This is a genomic window from Actinomadura sp. NPDC048955, from assembly GCF_040649435.1.
Taxonomy (GTDB): Bacteria; Actinomycetota; Actinomycetes; order Streptosporangiales; family Streptosporangiaceae; genus Spirillospora; species Spirillospora luteofluorescens.
Map to the genome: position 1 here is coordinate 99,337 of NZ_JBEZJI010000001.1, position 16,022 is coordinate 115,358.

Genomic DNA, 16,022 nt, shown 5'->3' on the forward strand with positions numbered 1-16,022 from the left:
TGGCACGAGCGATCGCGATTGTGGTTTTAGTCGCATGCGAATGCGGGGACGGAGTCGCCGCTTTGCGATACGTGCCGAACGGCGAACTCGTTCACGCGGAGGGGTCGTTTCCCGACCGGGGGGAGTCTCCGGTGCGACGGCCGGCGTCTCCGCGTCCATGGGGCGCCCTGGCGGCGGGCTGGGGGAGCTGGTGCGGTGCGGGTGTCCTCCGGGCGGAGCGAACGATCTTGGCGGGTGTGTTGTCGAGGATGACAGTAACGGTGCCGGGGCGACGTGCGGAACGGCGCGGGGTGACGAGTGTCACTCGGTCGGGATCACTTGTGGGAGGGCCCGCGGCGGCGCCTTTGCGGGGCCCCGGGCGAGGGTGCCGGGACGGTGGCGGACCGGCCCTTCGGGGGCGCGAAGCGCAGCGGCGAAGCGGTGCCCGGTGCCATATTTACGGCCAGAACGGGCGGATTTTCACGATCATGCGAAAGTCCCAGCAAGGCAAGGGGATGCGGCGCCGAGGGGGCCGAGTTGGGTACACTCTGCATTCAGGACACTCCGAGGAGTGATTTTCGTGAATTTGTGGCGGGCTAAACGGCACTTCACGTTGCCTTATGGGTGGTGAACTCGCTAGTTTCCCAACCCGTCCGACTCCGTCGAGTGGAAACCTGAGGTGACCCGGCGTGGCTCTTCCGCCCCTAACCCCCGAACAGCGCGCCGCAGCCCTGGAGAAGGCTGCCAAGGCGCGCAAGGAGCGGGCCGAGGTTAAGAACAAGCTGAAGCACGGGGGAACCTCGCTCGCCGAGGTTCTCAAAGAGGGTCAGGCCGACGACGTCATCGGAAAGATGAAGGTGTCGGCCCTCCTGGAATCGCTGCCCGGTGTGGGCAAGGTCCGTGCGAAGCAGATCATGGAGCGCCTGGGCATCGCCGAGTCCCGCCGTGTGCGGGGCCTCGGCGCCAACCAGCGCGCATCCCTGGAGCGTGAGTTCGGCGGAAGTGCGAACCGCTGACGCGCGACTCACGGGCGGGCGCGGCGGTCAGACCGCCGCGGCCGGCTCGGGGCGACCCGGGAACGGCACCATCCCGTCCGGCTCCGGCGCACCCATCGCTGCGCCGGAAGGCTCCATGCCGCATGGCCCGCTCGCGCGGCGGCTGACGGTCCTGTCCGGGCCGTCGGGCGTCGGCAAGAGCACGGTCGTCGCCGAGATCCGGCGCTCACACCCCCGGGTGTGGCTGTCGGTCTCGGTGACCACCCGGGCTCCCCGCCCGGGTGAGACCGACGGTGTGCAGTACTTCTTCGTCGACGACGCCGGTTTCGACCGGCTCGTCGCCGAGGGGCAGCTCCTCGAATGGGCCGAGTTCGCGGGCAACCGCTACGGAACCCCGCGCCGGCCCGTCGAGGAACGCCTCGCCCGCGGCGAACCGGTGCTGCTGGAGATCGACCTCCAGGGCGCCCGGCAGGTCCGCCGGTCCATGTCCGAGGCGCGGCTGGTGTTCCTCGCTCCCCCCAGCTGGGAGGAGCTCGTCCGCCGCCTCACCGGACGCGGCACCGAGCCCCCCGAGGTCATCGAGCGCCGCCTCGACGCGGCCCGCGTCGAGCTCGCCGCCGAGAAGGAGTTCGACGTCACGCTCGTCAACACGTCCGTTCGGGACGTGTGCGGCGAGCTGCTAGCCTTGATGGCTGACCAGTAGCCTGTTCAACCTACGGAAGGCCACCGAGTGGCAGTCAGCAACGAGGGCATCACCAACCCCTCGATCGACGAGCTCCTTGAGGTCGTCGACACCAAGTACGGCCTCGTGAGCATCGCGGCCAAGCGCGCCCGGCAGATCAACGCCTACTACGCCCAGCTGGGCGAGGGCCTGCTGGAGTACGTCGGCCCGCTCGTCGAGACGCAGGTCCAGGAGAAGCCGCTGTCGATCGCGCTCCGCGAGACGCGCGAGGGCCTCCTGAACGCCGAGCCCATCGAGGGCTGAGCCCGCAGCGCCCACCCCGGGCGGAGAACGGGCGGCGCGTGATGGGATCGTGGGCCACATGACCTCCCCCAAGCCGCGCGTCGTGCTCGGCGTGAGCGCCGGCATCGCCGCGTACAAGGCGTGCGAGCTGCTCCGGCGGCTCACCGAGTCGGGCCACGACGTCACCGTCGTGCCGACCGCGGACGCGCTTCGCTTCGTCGGAGAACCCACCTGGGCCGCCCTGTCCGGCAAGCCGGTGTCGCCGCGCGTCTGGGACGGCGTCGCCGAGGTTCCGCACGTCCGGCTCGGTCAGCAGGCCGACCTGGTGTTCGTCGCACCGGCGACCGCCGACCTGCTCGCCAAGGCGGCGCACGGCCTCGCCGACGACCTGCTGACCAACACCCTGCTCACCGCCCGCTGCCCCGTGGCGTTCGCACCCGCGATGCACACCGAGATGTGGCAGCACCCGGCGACGCAGGCCAACGTGGCGACGCTGCGGGAGCGCGGCGCCGTCGTCGTCGAGCCCGCGTCCGGACGCCTCACGGGCAAGGACACCGGTCCCGGCCGGCTGCCCGACCCCGCCGAGCTGTTCGAGGTGGCCCGGCACGTGCTGGCCCGCGGCGCCGCGGGGCGCGACCTCGCCGGACGGCACGTGGTGGTCTCGGCCGGGGGCACCCGGGAGGCCATCGACCCCGTCCGCTTCATCGGGAACCGCTCGTCGGGCCTGCAGGGCTACGCCCTGGCCCGGACCGCCGCGGCCCGCGGCGCCCGGGTGACGCTCGTCTCGGCGAACGTCGCCCTGCCCGACCCGGCGGGCGCCGAGACCGTCGCCGTCGGATCGGCGGAGGAGATGCGCGAGGCCGTCGTGAAGGCCGCCGGATCGGCCGACGCGGTCGTCATGGCCGCTGCCGTCGCCGACTTCCGCCCGTCCGGCTACCGCGACTCCAAGATCAAGAAAACCGAGGGGACGGAGCCCGAGCCGATCCGGCTCGTGAAGAACCCCGACATCCTGGCCGAGCTGGGCAGGATCCGCAGGCCCGGCCAGGTCGTCGTGGGGTTCGCGGCCGAGACCGACGACGTCCTCGCCAACGGCCTGGCCAAGCTCGCCCGCAAGGGCAGCGACCTCCTCGTCGTCAACCAGGTCGGCGAGAACCTGACCTTCGGCCGTCCCGACAACGCCGCGACCATCCTCGGCGCCGACGGGTCGCGGACGGAGGTGCCGCGCGGGGCCAAGGAGGCGCTCGCCGAGGTCGTGTGGGACCTCGTCGCCGCGCGGTTGGAGCGCACGTCAGGCCAAGGCCAGGGCGAAGGGCGCCGATCCCGCTAGACTTCTGGGCCTAACATCGTGGGGAACCCATGGCGGGGGGCGGCGTCCCTCGCCGAACTCGACAAAGAATCCGTTCTGCGACGTCAGTCAGCAGCCGCTGCAAGGAGTTCACGTACGTGTCTCGCCGCCTGTTCACCTCCGAGTCGGTGACCGAGGGTCACCCGGACAAGATCGCGGACCAGATCAGCGACGCGATCCTCGACTCGATGCTCAAGGACGACCCGAAGAGCCGGGTCGCCGTCGAGACGATGATCACGACCGGTCAGGTCCATGTGGCCGGTGAGGTCACCACCGAGACCTATGTGGACATCCCGGGCGTGATCCGGGAGAAGATCCTGGAGATCGGCTACGACTCGTCCAAGAAGGGCTTCGACGGCCACTCCTGCGGCGTGTCGGTGTCCATCGGCGCGCAGTCGCCCGACATCGCGCAGGGCGTGGACGACGCCTACGAGACCCGCGAGGGCGAGGGCGTCGACGACCTGGACCGGCAGGGCGCCGGCGACCAGGGCCTGATGTTCGGCTACGCCACCAACGAGACGCCCGAGCTGATGCCGCTGCCGATCACGCTGGCGCACCGGCTCGCCCGGCGGCTGTCGGCGGTCCGCAAGAGCGGCGACGTGCCCTACCTGCGCCCCGACGGCAAGACCCAGGTCACCATCGAGTACGACGGCGACCGCGGCGTCCGCCTCGACACCGTCGTGGTGTCCAGCCAGCACGCTCCCGACATCGACCTCAAGGAGCTGCTGGGCCCCGACGTCAAGGAGCACGTCGTCGACCCGGTGCTCGCCGAGTTCGAGCTCGACACCGAGAACTACCGGCTGCTGGTGAACCCCACCGGCCGCTTCGAGATCGGCGGCCCGATGGGCGACGCCGGCCTCACCGGCCGCAAGATCATCGTGGACACCTACGGCGGCATGGCCCGGCACGGCGGCGGCGCGTTCTCCGGCAAGGACCCGTCCAAGGTCGACCGCTCCGCCGCGTACGCGATGCGCTGGGTCGCCAAGAACATCGTCGCCGCGCAGCTCGCCGACCGCGCCGAGGTGCAGGTCGCCTACGCGATCGGCAAGGCCCACCCGGTCGGGGTGTTCGTGGAGACGTTCGGCACCGAGAAGGTCGCCCCCGAGAAGATCGAGAAGGCGATCGGGGACGTCTTCGACCTGCGTCCGGCCGCGATCGTCCGCGACCTGGACCTGCTCCGCCCGATCTACCAGCAGACGGCCGCCTACGGCCACTTCGGCCGCGAGGAGCCCGACTTCTCCTGGGAGTCGACCGACCGCGCCAAGGACCTGGCCTCCGCCGCCGGCCTGTAACCGGTCTTCCGCGAAGAAGGGCCCCGGGCGACCCCGGGGCCCTTCTTCACGCGCCCGTGCCCGCCCTGCGCCTGTGCCTGCCCCGCGCCTGTGACAAGGGGATGCCCCGTGAGCGGACCCCGCCTTGCGGCCGCCGATGTGGAGACGGGCCGCCGTGCGCCGGCTGGGCGGGGGTCAGCGGGCGCAGTGGTTGCCGCGGTGCAGGCCGTAGGGAGCGGCGATGGTGTAGCGGCCCGGGGTGCGCGCCTTCAACCGGACGAACTCGCCCGCCCGTGCCAGGCAGGCGTCCCCGCCCGTCGCTCTCAGCCAGGGAGACCAGGACACGCGCACCAGGACGGACCCGGGCGAGGGCATGTCCACGACGAGCTTGCCGGAGTCGAGCGTGCTGACGAACGCGGGCCGGTCGACCAGCGGCGTGGGGGTCGCCACGCGGTACAGCCGCCAGTGCTCGTCCCGCCAGATCTCCGTCAGGTACGGCTGGCCGCCTTCGACGAGGGCGGCCTCCTCCTGCGCGGACCAGTCGACCTCCTGCTCGGGCAGGACGACGTACTGGACGGCCCACTTGTGCAGCCAGTCGCGGTAGGAGGCGGGCGTCAGCGCGCCCTTCTCGTAGAACAGCTCGTGGCGTTCGGCGTCGACCTGGCGGTTCCAGCCCCGGGCGAGCGCGAAGTGGCGGCTGAGGCCGGAGGACTCCCAGTGCGAGCGCAGCGGGACGACCTCGATGCGCGCGTCGCCCGCGCCGACGGCGCCCAGCTCGCCGATGAGGCCGCGGGCGTGGTCGGCGGCCGTGGCCGCGGGCTCGGTGTGGATGACGTCGTCGACGGGCTTCACGACCTGCCAGGACGCCGTCACGATGAACGCCAGCGACAGCACGGCGATCCGCAGCCGCCCGTGCGCGCGCGCGACTGCCGACAGCAGGAACATGCCGCCGAACAGCAGCGAGAGCCGTTCGACGTTGCTGCCGATGGGGGAGGGGATCAGCCAGGTCAGCAGGATCCCGGCCAGGTAGACGGCGGCGCCGGTGCGGATGAAGCTCCAGCTCTTCGGCGCGCAGAACAGGATCGCGGCGACGCTGGTGACGGCGGGCAGCACGATCGCGTTGAGAGAGATCGGCTGGACGCCGCTGAACGGGAAGAGCAGGCTGGTCGTGCCGACCACGACGGGCAGGCCAACGGCGACGCAGACGCCGGCGCGGCGACGCCCGGTGAGGAAGAGCGCGGCGGCCAGCACGAGCAGGAACAGGCCCGCGACAGGGCTCGCGAGCGAGGCCAGCACGCTCAGCCCGACCATCGCCGCGGCGCGCAGCGCGGGCGTCCCGCGCGGGGTGAACGCCACGATGGTCGCCATGAGAGCGAACATCAGCCCCAGGCCGAACGTGACGCGCCCGGAGGCGGCGTTGCAGGACAGCGCGAAGGCGGCCCACAGGGAGGCGGGCAGCGCGACCGGAGCCCTGAACTGCTTGAGCAGGCAGGCGGTGAGGGTCGCGCAGAGCGTGCCCGTGATCACCGCGACCGTGCGGATGCCGAACAGCGCCATCAGGTACGGCGACACGAGGCTGTAGGAGGCGGGGTGCATCCCGCCGTACCAGGCGAAGCTGTAGGCCGCGCCGGGGTGCTTCCAGGCGAAGTCCGTCCACGCGGCCTGCGCCGCGAGGTCGCCGCCCTCGGTCGCGAGGAGCAGGCCCCACACCAGGTGCAGGACGGCGCCGGCCAGCGTGGCGGCGACCACGGGGTGGCGTGCCCACTTCTTCCACCGGGAGGCGGCCGAGGGGCTGGGGGAACGGCGTGACGCCCCGTCGCTGGCCGGGGAGTCCGTCCGCTCATGGGCATGAGCTGTGGTCACATCGCCTGCAGGGCTCGTCGGACGGCGAGGGTGCGGACGGGCGTCGGGCAATGGGCCGGAGATCGCGCACCCCGTTCAAACGGACCAACCCTAGCGTGCGAGTTCGGCTGTCGGATCGATCTGGTAGGACGGGGACGTGACGAAGGACGGCGGGGGAACGGACCTGATCCCGGGGCTGGACGCCCTCCCGGGCGCGCCCGCCGCCAAGCCGAACCAGCCCGGAAAACCCGCAAAAACAGGGAAGAAGGGGGCGCGCCGTCCGGCCGCGGATCTGCCCGTCGCGCGGGTCGCGGTCGACATGTCGCTCCCGCACCTGGACCGTCCCTTCGACTACCTGGTCCCCGCCGAGCTGGACGCGAAGGCGGTCCCCGGCTGCCGCGTGCGGGTGCGCTTCGCGGGCCAGCTCGTCGACGGCCTCCTCCTGGAGCGGGCCGCCGAGAGCGGCCACGGCGGCAAGCTGCTGTTCCTGGAGAGGGTGACCTCGCCCGAGCCCGTCCTGGCCCCGGAGATCGCCGCGCTGGTGCGGGAGGTGGCCGACCGCTACGCGGGCACGTTCGCGGACGTCCTGCGGCTCGCCGTCCCTCCCCGGCACGCCCGCGTCGAAGCCGAGCCCGTGGAAGAGACCGCCCCCGCCCCGCCCGAGGCGCCCGACGCCGGCGCGTGGCGGGAGTACCCGGCGGGGGAGTCGTTCCTGAGCGCGCTGGCCGACGGGAGGGCGCCGCGCGCCGTGTGGACGGCGCTGCCCGGCCCCGACTGGGCGGCGGCCATCGCGCTCGCGGTCGCCGCCACGCTGAGCGGCGGGCGCGGTGCGCTCGTCGTGGTCGCCGACGGCCGCGACGCGGCGCGCGTCGACGCGGCGCTGGAGGCGGAGCTGGGGGAGGGCCTGCACGTCTCCCTGACGGCGGAGCTGGGTCCGGCGGAGCGCTACCGGAGATGGCTCGCCGTCCTGCGCGGCAAGGCGCGCGCGGTCGTCGGCACCCGCGCCGCCATGTTCGCGCCCGTCGCCGACCTGGGGCTGGTCGTGCTGTGGGACGACGGCGACGACGTCCACGCCGAGCCGCACGCGCCGTATCCGCATCCCCGCGACGTCCTCGCCCTGCGCGCCCACCGGTCGGGTGCCGGTGCGCTTATCGGCGGGTTCACCCGGACGACCGACGCGACGCAGCTCGTGGAGACCGGCTGGGCCCACGCGCTCGCCGCCGACAGGAACCGCATCCGGGCGAGGATGCCGCGCGTCCGCTACGTGGGAGAGGACGCGCAGCTCGCCCGGGACGCCGCCGCCCGCACCGCGCGCCTGCCGAACGTCGCGTTCGAGGCCGCACGGCAGGCGCTGGAGAGCGGGCCCGTTCTCGTCCAGGTGCCGAGGCGCGGTTACGTCCCGGGCATCGCCTGCGGGAGGTGCCGCACACCGGCGCGCTGCCAGACCTGCCAGGGGCCTTTGGCGCTTGCCTCGTCCCACGCGGCCCCGTACTGCGCCTGGTGCGGTCACATCGCGGGCGACTGGCACTGCCCCGAATGCGGCTTCTTCCAGGTGCGCGCCGTCGTGGTGGGCGCCAAACGCACGGCGGAGGAGCTCGGCCGGGCGTTCCCCGGGGTGCCCGTACGCACCTCGGGCCGCGAGGCCGTCCTCGACCGGGTCGGTCCGGAGCGGGCTCTCGTGGTGTCGACGCCCGGGGCCGAGCCTCCGGCGGAGAACGGGTACCTGGCCGCGCTGCTGCTGGACGGCTGGGTCCTCCTCGGGCGGCCTGACCTGCGCGCCGGTGAGGAGACGCTGAGGCGCTGGATGAACGCGGCGTCGCTCGTCCGCCCCCAAGCCCCGGTGATCGTGGCGGCCGAGGGGGCGCTGCCGGCGGTCCAGGCCCTCGTGCGCTGGGACCCGGTCACGTACGCGGAGCGGGAACTGGCCGAGCGCAGGGAGGTGGGCTTCCCCCCTGCCGCGCGCATGGCGTCGCTGACCGCGTCCCCGGCCGCCATACGTGAACTCCTGGCCGACACCCGGTTGCCCGAGGGCGCGGAGGTCCTCGGGCCCGTTCCCCTCCCGCAGGCGGGCACGGAGGCTCAAGAGAAGGAACGCGCACTGATACGCGTCCCACGCACCTCAGGCAGCGCCCTGGCACGCGCCCTGAAAGAAGCGCAGGGCGTACGCAGCGCACGCAAGGCGACGGAGACCGTCCGCGTCCAGATCGACCCCCTGGAACTGATCTGACGCTGAAGCTCTGCCGACGCCATACCTCCACCGACGCCGTGGAGCGCAATCGATTTGTGGAGCGCGACCGACCCGGTGGAGTTCAACCGGCGCCGTGGAGCGCGAGCGGCTCCGTGGAGCGCAGTCGGCGCTGGGGGGCGCGGGTGATTCCATGGGGCTCGATCGACCCCTGACTCGACCGGCCTCCGTGGGGGCGTGGTGGAGCGACTCGGGTGGGTGGGGGGCTCAATCGACCCCGGGGGACTCGGTCGACCAATAGGGTTCAGGCGTGGCCGACAACTGGGTGGAGACCACCGCGGGCGACCTGCGGCGGTGGTCGGGCGAGCGCGGTGAAGCGCTGGACGAGCAGGGCGTCCGCATCCTGCTCGACCTGGCACGGGAGGAGATGGGCCTGGCGGGCCCGGAGGCGCTGGAGCCGCGGCACGTCCGCGAGCTGCTCCTGGAGGTCTTCCCCGAGTCCGTGGTCGCCGCGCGCGACGACGTCCCCACCATCCTGGACGCCCTGCGCCGGATCGTCGCCTACCTGCGCGACACCGGCGCCGTGCCCGCGGCGGCCGCCGACGGGCTGGAGGCGGAGATCGAGCGGACCGGCCCCGGCTTCGCCGAGGTCGTCGCCGCCGTCGACAGCGAGGAGCGGCAGGCGGCGGCCGAGGTCGTCGCCGGGCTGATGCAGGCCGACGGGATCGACCTGGACGACAAGGACGCCGTCGACGCCTGGATGCGCGACTTCGAGGCGCAGCCGGAGGAGGAGCGCTTCGCCCGCACCGAGGAGTACCTGCGGCAGGCCGGGGAGCTGACGGTCCCGCCGGTCCGGCTCGCGCCGCAGGCCGAGGTCGCGGACGCGGCGCGGCGGTCCGGTCTCACCGAGGCGGTCCTGGCCCTGGCCCGCTGGACGGGCGAGCGGCCGCTCGGCGAGCACGGCGCGCTCACCGGGGCCGACGCCGAAGCCGCCCGGCAGGCGCTCGGTCTCGACACCCCGCGGCGCCACGGGCAGTTGGAGGACGACGGCGCGCTGGACCGGCTGTGGTGGGCCGCCGTCGAGGCGAAGGTGATCGACGCCGGGGACGGCCGCGCCGCTCCGGGCCCCGCGCTGGCGGGCCTCGGGTCGAGTGACGACGCGGAGCTGCTCACCGCCTGGCTGCCGCTGTTCGACTCCGTCGTGGTGCCCGGCCACGACTACGCCGACGGCCTGGACGCGGTCGAACTCGTCCAGAACGAGCTGACCGGCGTCCTCATCCACCTGTACGAGCAGGAGGAGCCGGCCGGGTTCGAGGCCCTCGCCGATGCGCTGCTGGGCCACATCGAGGAGGCCTACGACCTCACCGACGCCGGCACCATGTACGCGCTCGTGGCCGACGCCCTCGCGCTGGAGCTGGCGGTGCTGGGGGACTGGGGCGTCATCGAGGAGTCCGGCGGGGGACGTGTGCTCACGCCGCTCGGGGTGTGGGCCGTCCGGGAGCTGCTCCTCGCGGACGGGTTCACCGCCCCCGTGATCGGCGAGCTGGCCGGAGCCCGCGCGTCCGAGCTCATCGCGGGGCTCACCTGGTACCGGCCGGAGGCCGCCGACGAGGAGATCGACGGCTGGCTGGCGTCGCACGACCCCAAGGACGCCGCCGCCGACCTGCTGGACGTGATGCGGACCGGCGGGCCAGGCGCCCGCAACCTCGCCGCCGCCGTCCTGCACCGCGTCGGTCCCGAGGCCGCGGGGGTGGTCCGCGCCGCGCAGGAGCACCCGCTCGTGGCGCCCTACGCCGCGATGTGGCTGAACGCCGCCGGCGACCCGGCGGGGCGGGAACTGGCCCGCGAGGAGTACCTCTGGGTCTTCGTCGACACGGTCGCCGGGATGCTGGAGACGGCCGAGCCGCAGGAGGCGGTCGAGGCGGCGCTCATCGACGCGCCGCCCGGGGCCGAGATGATGACCATGGTGGACGAGCTGTGGCGCACCCATCATCCCGGTGTGGCCGACGTCCTGGAGGCGCTGGGGGCCCACCACCCCGACAAGGCGACGGCCAAGGCCGCCCGTACCGCCGCCTACAAGGCGCGTTCGGCGCGCCAGAGCGCGCACCGCGGTGTGTGAACATGGCGTGAATGTTCCGGGCCCGCGCCTCCGTAGACTTGTGGGGCGCGCCCCGGTAGTCACCGGCACCCGCAGGCAGTCGGCGGCACCCGCAGCGACCGGGCGCCGCCCGCAGTGATCAGCGACATTCGCACGAAACGGAGTCCCCGTTGGCCGTCAAGCCCATCCGCCTCTTCGGCGACCCCGTGCTGCGCACGCCCGCAGAGCCGGTGAAGGACTTCGACAAGGAGCTGCGCCAGCTCGTCAAGGACCTCACCGACACGATGATCGACGCCCCCGGCGCGGGCCTGGCCGCCCCCCAGCTCGGCGTCGGGCTGCGCGTGTTCACCTACTACGTCGACGACCGCCTCGGGCACGTGGTCAACCCGACGCTCGACCTGTCGGACGAGCAGGAGACCGACGACGAGGGCTGCCTGTCCCTGCCCGGCCTGGCGTTCCCCACGCCCCGCTCCCTCGGGGTGGTGGCGAAGGGCTTCAACATGCACGGGGAGCCGATCACGCTGGAGGGCACCCACCTGCTGGCGCGGTGCGTCCAGCACGAGACCGACCACCTCGACGGGATCATCTTCATCGACCGGATGGACCCCGAGCAGCGCAAGGCCGCGATGAAGGCGATCCGGGAGGCCGAGTGGTTCGGCGAGCCGGCGCCCGTCGTGAAGGAGTCGCCGCACCGCACCCTCGGGAAGGCGATCTAGATGCGGCTGGTCTTCGCCGGGACGCCCGAGACGGCGCTCCCGGCCCTGACGGCCCTTCTGGGGTCCTCGCACGAGGTCGTGGCGGTCGTGACCCGCCCCGACGGGCGTTCGGGGCGGGGGAGGCATCTGAGCGCCAGCCCGGTCGCCTCGCTCGCCGCCGAGGCCGGCGTCGAGGTGCTGAAGCCGGCGAAGGCCCGCGACCCCGAGTTCCTCGACCGGATCCGGGAGATCGCGCCGGACTGCTGCCCGGTGGTCGCCTACGGCGCGCTGCTGCCCCGCGAGGCCCTGGAGATCCCCCGCCACGGCTGGGTGAACCTGCACTTCTCGCTGCTGCCCGCCTGGCGCGGGGCCGCCCCCGTGCAGCGCTCGATCCTGCACGGCGACGACGTGACCGGCGCGGCCACGTTCCAGATCGAGGAGGGCCTGGACACCGGCCCGGTCTACGGCGTGCTCACCGAGCCGATCCGGCCGGACGACACCGCCGGCGAGCTGCTGGGACGGCTGGCCGTCGCCGGCGCGGACCTCCTGCTGGACACCATGAACGGCATCGAGGCGGGCGTTCTGGAGCCCCGGCCCCAGCCGACCGAGGGGGTGTCCCACGCGGCGAAGCTGACGCCCGAGGACGGCCACGTCGACTGGAAGAGCCCGGCCCTGCACATCGACCGCCTGATCCGCGCCTGCACCCCGGCGCCGGGCGCGTGGACGAACTTCCGCGACGCGCGCGTCAAGCTCGGCCCCGTCCGTCCGGCCTCCGGCGCCGCCGCGCTCGCGCCCGGTGAGATCAGCGCGGGCAAGAGCGAGGTGCTGGTCGGCACGGCCACGCATCCGGTCGCGCTGGGCGAGGTGCAGCCGCAGGGCAAGCGCCCCATGGCCGCCGCCGACTGGGCTCGCGGCCTCAACCTCACCGGCAAGGACGCCCTGCACTGATGCCTCCCGCCCGCAACCGCCGACGCGCCCCGAACACCCGTCCGGGCGGTCCCCGCAAGACGGGCCGTCCTCAGGATCTCGTCCGCCGTACCGCGTTCGACGTGATCCGGGCGGTGGAGACCCGCGACGCCTACGCGAACCTCCTGCTTCCCCCGCGCTTGCGCGACCGCGGCCTGACCGGTCGCGACGCCGCCCTCGCCACTGAACTGACGTACGGGACCCTGCGCGGCAGGGGAACCTACGACGCGGTGCTCGCGCTGTGCAGCGACCGCGAACTGCGCCGGATCGACGCGCCCCTCCTGGACGTCCTGCGCCTCGGCGCCCACCAGGTCCTCGCCACTCGCATCCCGCCGCACGCCGCCGTGGGGACGACGGTGGAGCTGGCCCGTTCGGTCTCCGGCCCGGGCCAGGCCAAGTTCGCCAACGCGGTGCTCCGCAAGGTCGCCATGCGCGACATGGACGCCTGGCTCCAGATCGTGGCGCCCGCCGACGCCGACACCACGACGCGCCTGTCGATCGCCCACAGCCACCCGAAATGGATCGTGTCCGCCATGCGGGACGCCGTCGGGACGGCCGAGATCGACGAACTCCTCGCGGCCGACAACGCCCGACCCCGCGTGACGCTCGTCGCACGCCCCGGCAGGGCGACTCTCGAAGAGCTGTACGACGCGGGCGCGGAGCCCGCCCCCTACTCGCCCTACGGCGCCGTCCTGGCCGAGGGTGACCCGGCGGGTATCGCCGCCGTCCGCGACGGGCGCGCAGCCGTCCAGGACGAGGCCAGCCAGATGGTCGCCCTCGCTCTGGCCGAAGCTCCCCTGGACGGCCCGGACGCACGTTGGGCCGATCTTTGCGCCGGCCCCGGAGGCAAGGCCGGGCTCCTGTCGGCTCTCGCCGCCCAGCGCGATGCCCGGCTTCTCGCCGCGGACGTCCAGCCGCACCGCGCCGGGCTCGTCCGGCGTGCGGTCGACGACCGGACGGGCGTGGTCGCCGCCGACGGCACCGCTCCGGCGTGGCGTCCGGGCTCCTTCGACCGCGTCATGGTGGACGCTCCCTGCACCGGTCTGGGCGCGCTCCGCCGCCGTCCTGAGGCCCGCTGGCGCCGCGGCCCCGAATCGGTCGCCGAACTCGGGCCGCTCCAGCGGAAGCTGCTCGCCACGGCACTGGAGTCCGTCCGCCCCGGCGGCGTGGTCGCCTACGTCACCTGCTCTCCCCACCTGGCGGAGACCCGCGTGGTGGTGGACGACGTCCTGCGCAAGCGCGACGACGTCGAACGGCTCGACGCGCCCGGCGTCCTCGCGGGGATCGCCCCGGGCCTCGCCGGGCTGGGGGACGGCCCGTACGCCCAGTTCTGGCCGCACCGCCACGGCACGGACGCGATGTTCCTGGCGCTGCTCCGCCGTACATGACCTGACCTCTGGGGGGAGGCGCTCTGCTGACCGGCTTCATGGTCTTCATGTCGTACCTGGGCAGTGCGGCCTTCTACGTTCCGCTGCTCCTGGCGCTGTTCTGGTGCGTTGCGCCGAGGCTGGCCGGCAGGGCCGCCGTGGTGCTGCTGTTCGGCGCGGCGGTCAACTCCCTCCTCAAGCTGGTCTTCCACGCTCCCCGCCCGTACTGGACGGACCCGAACATCCAGGGCAGGCAGTCGCTGTCGTCGTTCGGGATGCCGTCCGGCCACGCCCAGAACAGCGTCGCGGGCTGGGGCTTCTTCGCCGCCCAGACCAGGCGGTGGTACCTGTGGGCGGGCGCCGCCGCCGTCATCTTCCTCATCGGGGTGTCCCGCGTCTACCTGGGCGTCCACTCGACGGGGCAGGTGCTGGCGGGCTGGGGCGTCGGCCTGGTGGTCCTGGTCGCCGCGCTCGGGCTGGAGCCCATCGTCGTCCCGTGGTGGCGGCGGCGACATCTGGCGGTGCAACTGGCGCTCTCGCTGGCAGTGTCCTTGCTGATGCTCGCGGCGGCCTGGGGCGCGGCGCGGCCGCTCCGGGACTGGCAGTGGCCCCAGGCATGGGCGCAGGCCATCAGGGCGGCCGGGGGCGTCGCCGAGCCCGTCACCCTGACCGATTCGGCCCAGGCGTCCGGTGCTCTCTGTGGCCTCCTGATGGGGCTCTCCCTCGTCGCCTGGCGCGGCTGGTTCGATCCGGGCGGCAGGGCCTGGCAGCGTCTGACGCGCCTCCCGGTGGGGCTCGCGGGGGCGGCGGTCATCGCCCTGTTCGAAGGGGCCGGCCTGGTGCAGGCCTTCGTCGTCCAGGCGCTGCTCGTGCTGTGGGTGACGGCGGGTGCGCCGGAGGTCTTCGTCCGCCTGCGCCTGGCGGCCCGTCCCACCCCGGGCCTCACCCAGGCGGGTGACGATCGGGCGGGGCTGCGCCAATAGAATCGGGGCATCATGGCTCCTCAGATCGCACCCAGCATCCTGTCCGCCGACTTCGCCCGCCTGGCCGAGGACGTCGCGCGCATCGCCGACTCCGCCGACTGGGTCCACGTCGACGTGATGGACAACCACTTCGTCCCGAACCTCACCCTGGGACTGCCCATCGTGCAGGCTCTGCTCAGGAACAGCGCGCTGCCCCTCGACTGCCACCTGATGATCGAGGACCCCGACCGCTGGGCGCCGCAGTACGCCGAGGCCGGAGCCGAGAGCGTCACCATCCACGCCGAGGCGGCGAAGGCGCCCATCCGCACCCTGCGGGCCATCCGCGCCGCGGGCGCGCGCGCCGGGCTGGGCGTCAACCCGGCCACCCCGGTGGACGGTTTCGAGGACCTCCTCGGCGAGATCGACATGCTCCTGCTGATGACCGTCGAGCCCGGCTTCGGCGGCCAGAAGTTCCTGGACGTCGTCCTGCCGAAGGTGCGGCGCGCGCGGGAGCTCATCAAGGGCCGCGACCTGCCCGTCTGGCTCCAGGTGGACGGCGGCGTCAGCGCCGAGACGATCGAGCGCTGCGCGGAGGCGGGCGCGGACGTGTTCGTCGCCGGCAGCGCCGTCTACGGGGCCGAAGACCCGGCCGAGGCGGTCCGCAGGCTCCGCGGCCAGGCCGAAGAGGCGACGGCCAAGGCGGACTGGTGATCCTCTCTTGTGCCGCCGTCCTGTTCGACGTGGACGGCACGCTCGTCGACTCGACGCCCCTGGTGGAACGCGCGGGCCGTGAATGGGCCGCGGAGTACGGCATCGACCCGGACGCGTTCATGTCGGGCGCGCACGGCCGCCGCACGAGCGACCGCGTCGCCGAGTTCCTGCCGGCCGAACGGGTCCGCGAGGCCACCGCGCGCCTGGACGCGCTGGAGGCGGTCTCCACCGACGGCATCATCGCCCTGCCCGGGGCCCTGGACCTGCTGGCGGACATGAGCGGCCTGCCCCACGCCTTCGTCACGTCCATGGACCGGGCGCAGTTCAAGGCGCGCTCCGAAGCGGCGGGGATCCCCTCCCCGCCCATCCTGGTGACCGCCGAGGACGTCGCGGACGGCAAGCCCGACCCGTCCGGCTACCTCCAGGCGGCCGGCCGCCTGGGCGTGGACCCGTCCGCCTGCGTGGTCGTCGAGGACGCCCCCGCCGGGATCGCCGCGGGCCGCGCGGCCGGGGCCACCGTCCTCGCGCTGGTCACCAGCCACCCGGAGGAGTCCCTGGCCGAGGCGCACCACGTCGTCCAGGACCTGAGCCTCGTGAGGTCCACCCCCGCCGGCCTGCACCTCACGATCGCCTGACGCCCCG

The 16,022-nt window shown here is 73.5% G+C and carries 14 protein-coding genes; 13 read left to right on the plus strand and 1 reads right to left on the minus strand.

What is annotated here, in order from left to right; all coding sequences use genetic code 11:
* Window positions 1–668 precede the first annotated feature (668 nt).
* From mihF to metK, 5 genes are all read left to right on the plus strand, one after another.
* Window positions 669–995: an integration host factor, actinobacterial type gene (mihF, locus tag AB0C84_RS00490; protein ID WP_067463056.1), complete on the plus strand. Its 327-nt coding sequence runs from the start codon at window positions 669–671 to the stop codon at window positions 993–995.
* Window positions 996–1,110: 115 nt separating this feature from the next.
* On the plus strand, window positions 1,111–1,677 hold the full coding sequence (gene gmk, locus AB0C84_RS00495) for a guanylate kinase (RefSeq protein ID WP_179842860.1): 567 nt from the start codon (window positions 1,111–1,113) through the stop codon (window positions 1,675–1,677).
* 27 nt (window positions 1,678–1,704) lie between these two features.
* A complete protein-coding gene (gene rpoZ / locus AB0C84_RS00500) occupies window positions 1,705–1,959 on the plus strand; it encodes a DNA-directed RNA polymerase subunit omega (RefSeq protein WP_131950118.1) in 255 nt (84 codons plus the stop codon).
* Between the two features lie 58 nt (window positions 1,960–2,017).
* Window positions 2,018–3,265, plus strand: coding sequence for a bifunctional phosphopantothenoylcysteine decarboxylase/phosphopantothenate--cysteine ligase CoaBC (gene coaBC, locus AB0C84_RS00505; RefSeq protein ID WP_361059625.1), 1,248 nt, complete (start codon window positions 2,018–2,020; stop codon window positions 3,263–3,265).
* Window positions 3,266–3,381: 116 nt separating this feature from the next.
* Window positions 3,382–4,575 carry a methionine adenosyltransferase gene (gene metK / locus AB0C84_RS00510; RefSeq protein ID WP_089312389.1) on the plus strand — a complete coding sequence of 398 codons (1,194 nt, stop codon included), beginning with the start codon at window positions 3,382–3,384 and terminating at the stop codon, window positions 4,573–4,575.
* Between the two features lie 174 nt (window positions 4,576–4,749).
* On the opposite strand, the gene AB0C84_RS00515 is transcribed toward metK, so the two are convergent.
* A complete protein-coding gene (locus AB0C84_RS00515; protein WP_361059628.1) occupies window positions 4,750–6,417 on the minus strand; it encodes an MFS transporter in 1,668 nt (555 codons plus the stop codon).
* 136 nt (window positions 6,418–6,553) lie between these two features.
* Here AB0C84_RS00515 and AB0C84_RS00520 point away from each other — a divergent pair, with 136 nt between their 5' ends.
* From AB0C84_RS00520 to AB0C84_RS00555, 8 genes are all read left to right on the plus strand, one after another.
* Window positions 6,554–8,623 (plus strand): primosomal protein N', encoded by a 2,070-nt coding sequence (locus AB0C84_RS00520; RefSeq protein WP_361059631.1) that lies wholly within the window; start codon window positions 6,554–6,556, stop codon window positions 8,621–8,623.
* Between the two features lie 268 nt (window positions 8,624–8,891).
* Window positions 8,892–10,700, plus strand: a complete 1,809-nt coding sequence (locus AB0C84_RS00525; protein WP_361059634.1) for a hypothetical protein — start codon at window positions 8,892–8,894, stop codon at window positions 10,698–10,700.
* 149 nt (window positions 10,701–10,849) lie between these two features.
* Window positions 10,850–11,395: a peptide deformylase gene (gene def, locus AB0C84_RS00530; protein ID WP_179842856.1), complete on the plus strand. Its 546-nt coding sequence runs from the start codon at window positions 10,850–10,852 to the stop codon at window positions 11,393–11,395.
* A complete protein-coding gene (gene fmt / locus AB0C84_RS00535; RefSeq protein ID WP_361059637.1) occupies window positions 11,396–12,322 on the plus strand; it encodes a methionyl-tRNA formyltransferase in 927 nt (308 codons plus the stop codon).
* Entirely contained in the window at window positions 12,322–13,728 is a 1,407-nt protein-coding gene (locus AB0C84_RS00540) for a transcription antitermination factor NusB (protein WP_361059640.1), read from the plus strand. The genes fmt and AB0C84_RS00540 overlap by 1 nt, the downstream gene beginning before the upstream one ends.
* Window positions 13,729–13,775: 47 nt before the next feature.
* Window positions 13,776–14,690 (plus strand): phosphatase PAP2 family protein, encoded by a 915-nt coding sequence (locus AB0C84_RS00545; RefSeq protein ID WP_361059643.1) that lies wholly within the window; start codon window positions 13,776–13,778, stop codon window positions 14,688–14,690.
* A 12-nt stretch (window positions 14,691–14,702) separates the two neighbouring features.
* On the plus strand, window positions 14,703–15,380 hold the full coding sequence (gene rpe, locus AB0C84_RS00550) for a ribulose-phosphate 3-epimerase (protein WP_361059646.1): 678 nt from the start codon (window positions 14,703–14,705) through the stop codon (window positions 15,378–15,380).
* On the plus strand, window positions 15,377–16,015 hold the full coding sequence (locus AB0C84_RS00555) for an HAD-IA family hydrolase (protein ID WP_361059650.1): 639 nt from the start codon (window positions 15,377–15,379) through the stop codon (window positions 16,013–16,015). The genes rpe and AB0C84_RS00555 overlap by 4 nt, the downstream gene beginning before the upstream one ends.
* The last annotated feature ends 7 nt before the right edge of the window (window positions 16,016–16,022 follow it).

Coding starts and splice junctions, on each gene's coding strand:
- rpe (WP_361059646.1), top strand. CDS start 14,703: ATGGCTCCTCAGATCGCACCCAGCATCCTGTCCGCCGACTTCGCCCGC.
- AB0C84_RS00545 (WP_361059643.1), top strand. CDS start 13,776: ATGTCGTACCTGGGCAGTGCGGCCTTCTACGTTCCGCTGCTCCTGGCG.
- AB0C84_RS00540 (WP_361059640.1), top strand. CDS start 12,322: ATGCCTCCCGCCCGCAACCGCCGACGCGCCCCGAACACCCGTCCGGGC.
- gmk (WP_179842860.1), top strand. CDS start 1,111: ATGCCGCATGGCCCGCTCGCGCGGCGGCTGACGGTCCTGTCCGGGCCG.
- fmt (WP_361059637.1), top strand. CDS start 11,396: ATGCGGCTGGTCTTCGCCGGGACGCCCGAGACGGCGCTCCCGGCCCTG.
- coaBC (WP_361059625.1), top strand. CDS start 2,018: ATGACCTCCCCCAAGCCGCGCGTCGTGCTCGGCGTGAGCGCCGGCATC.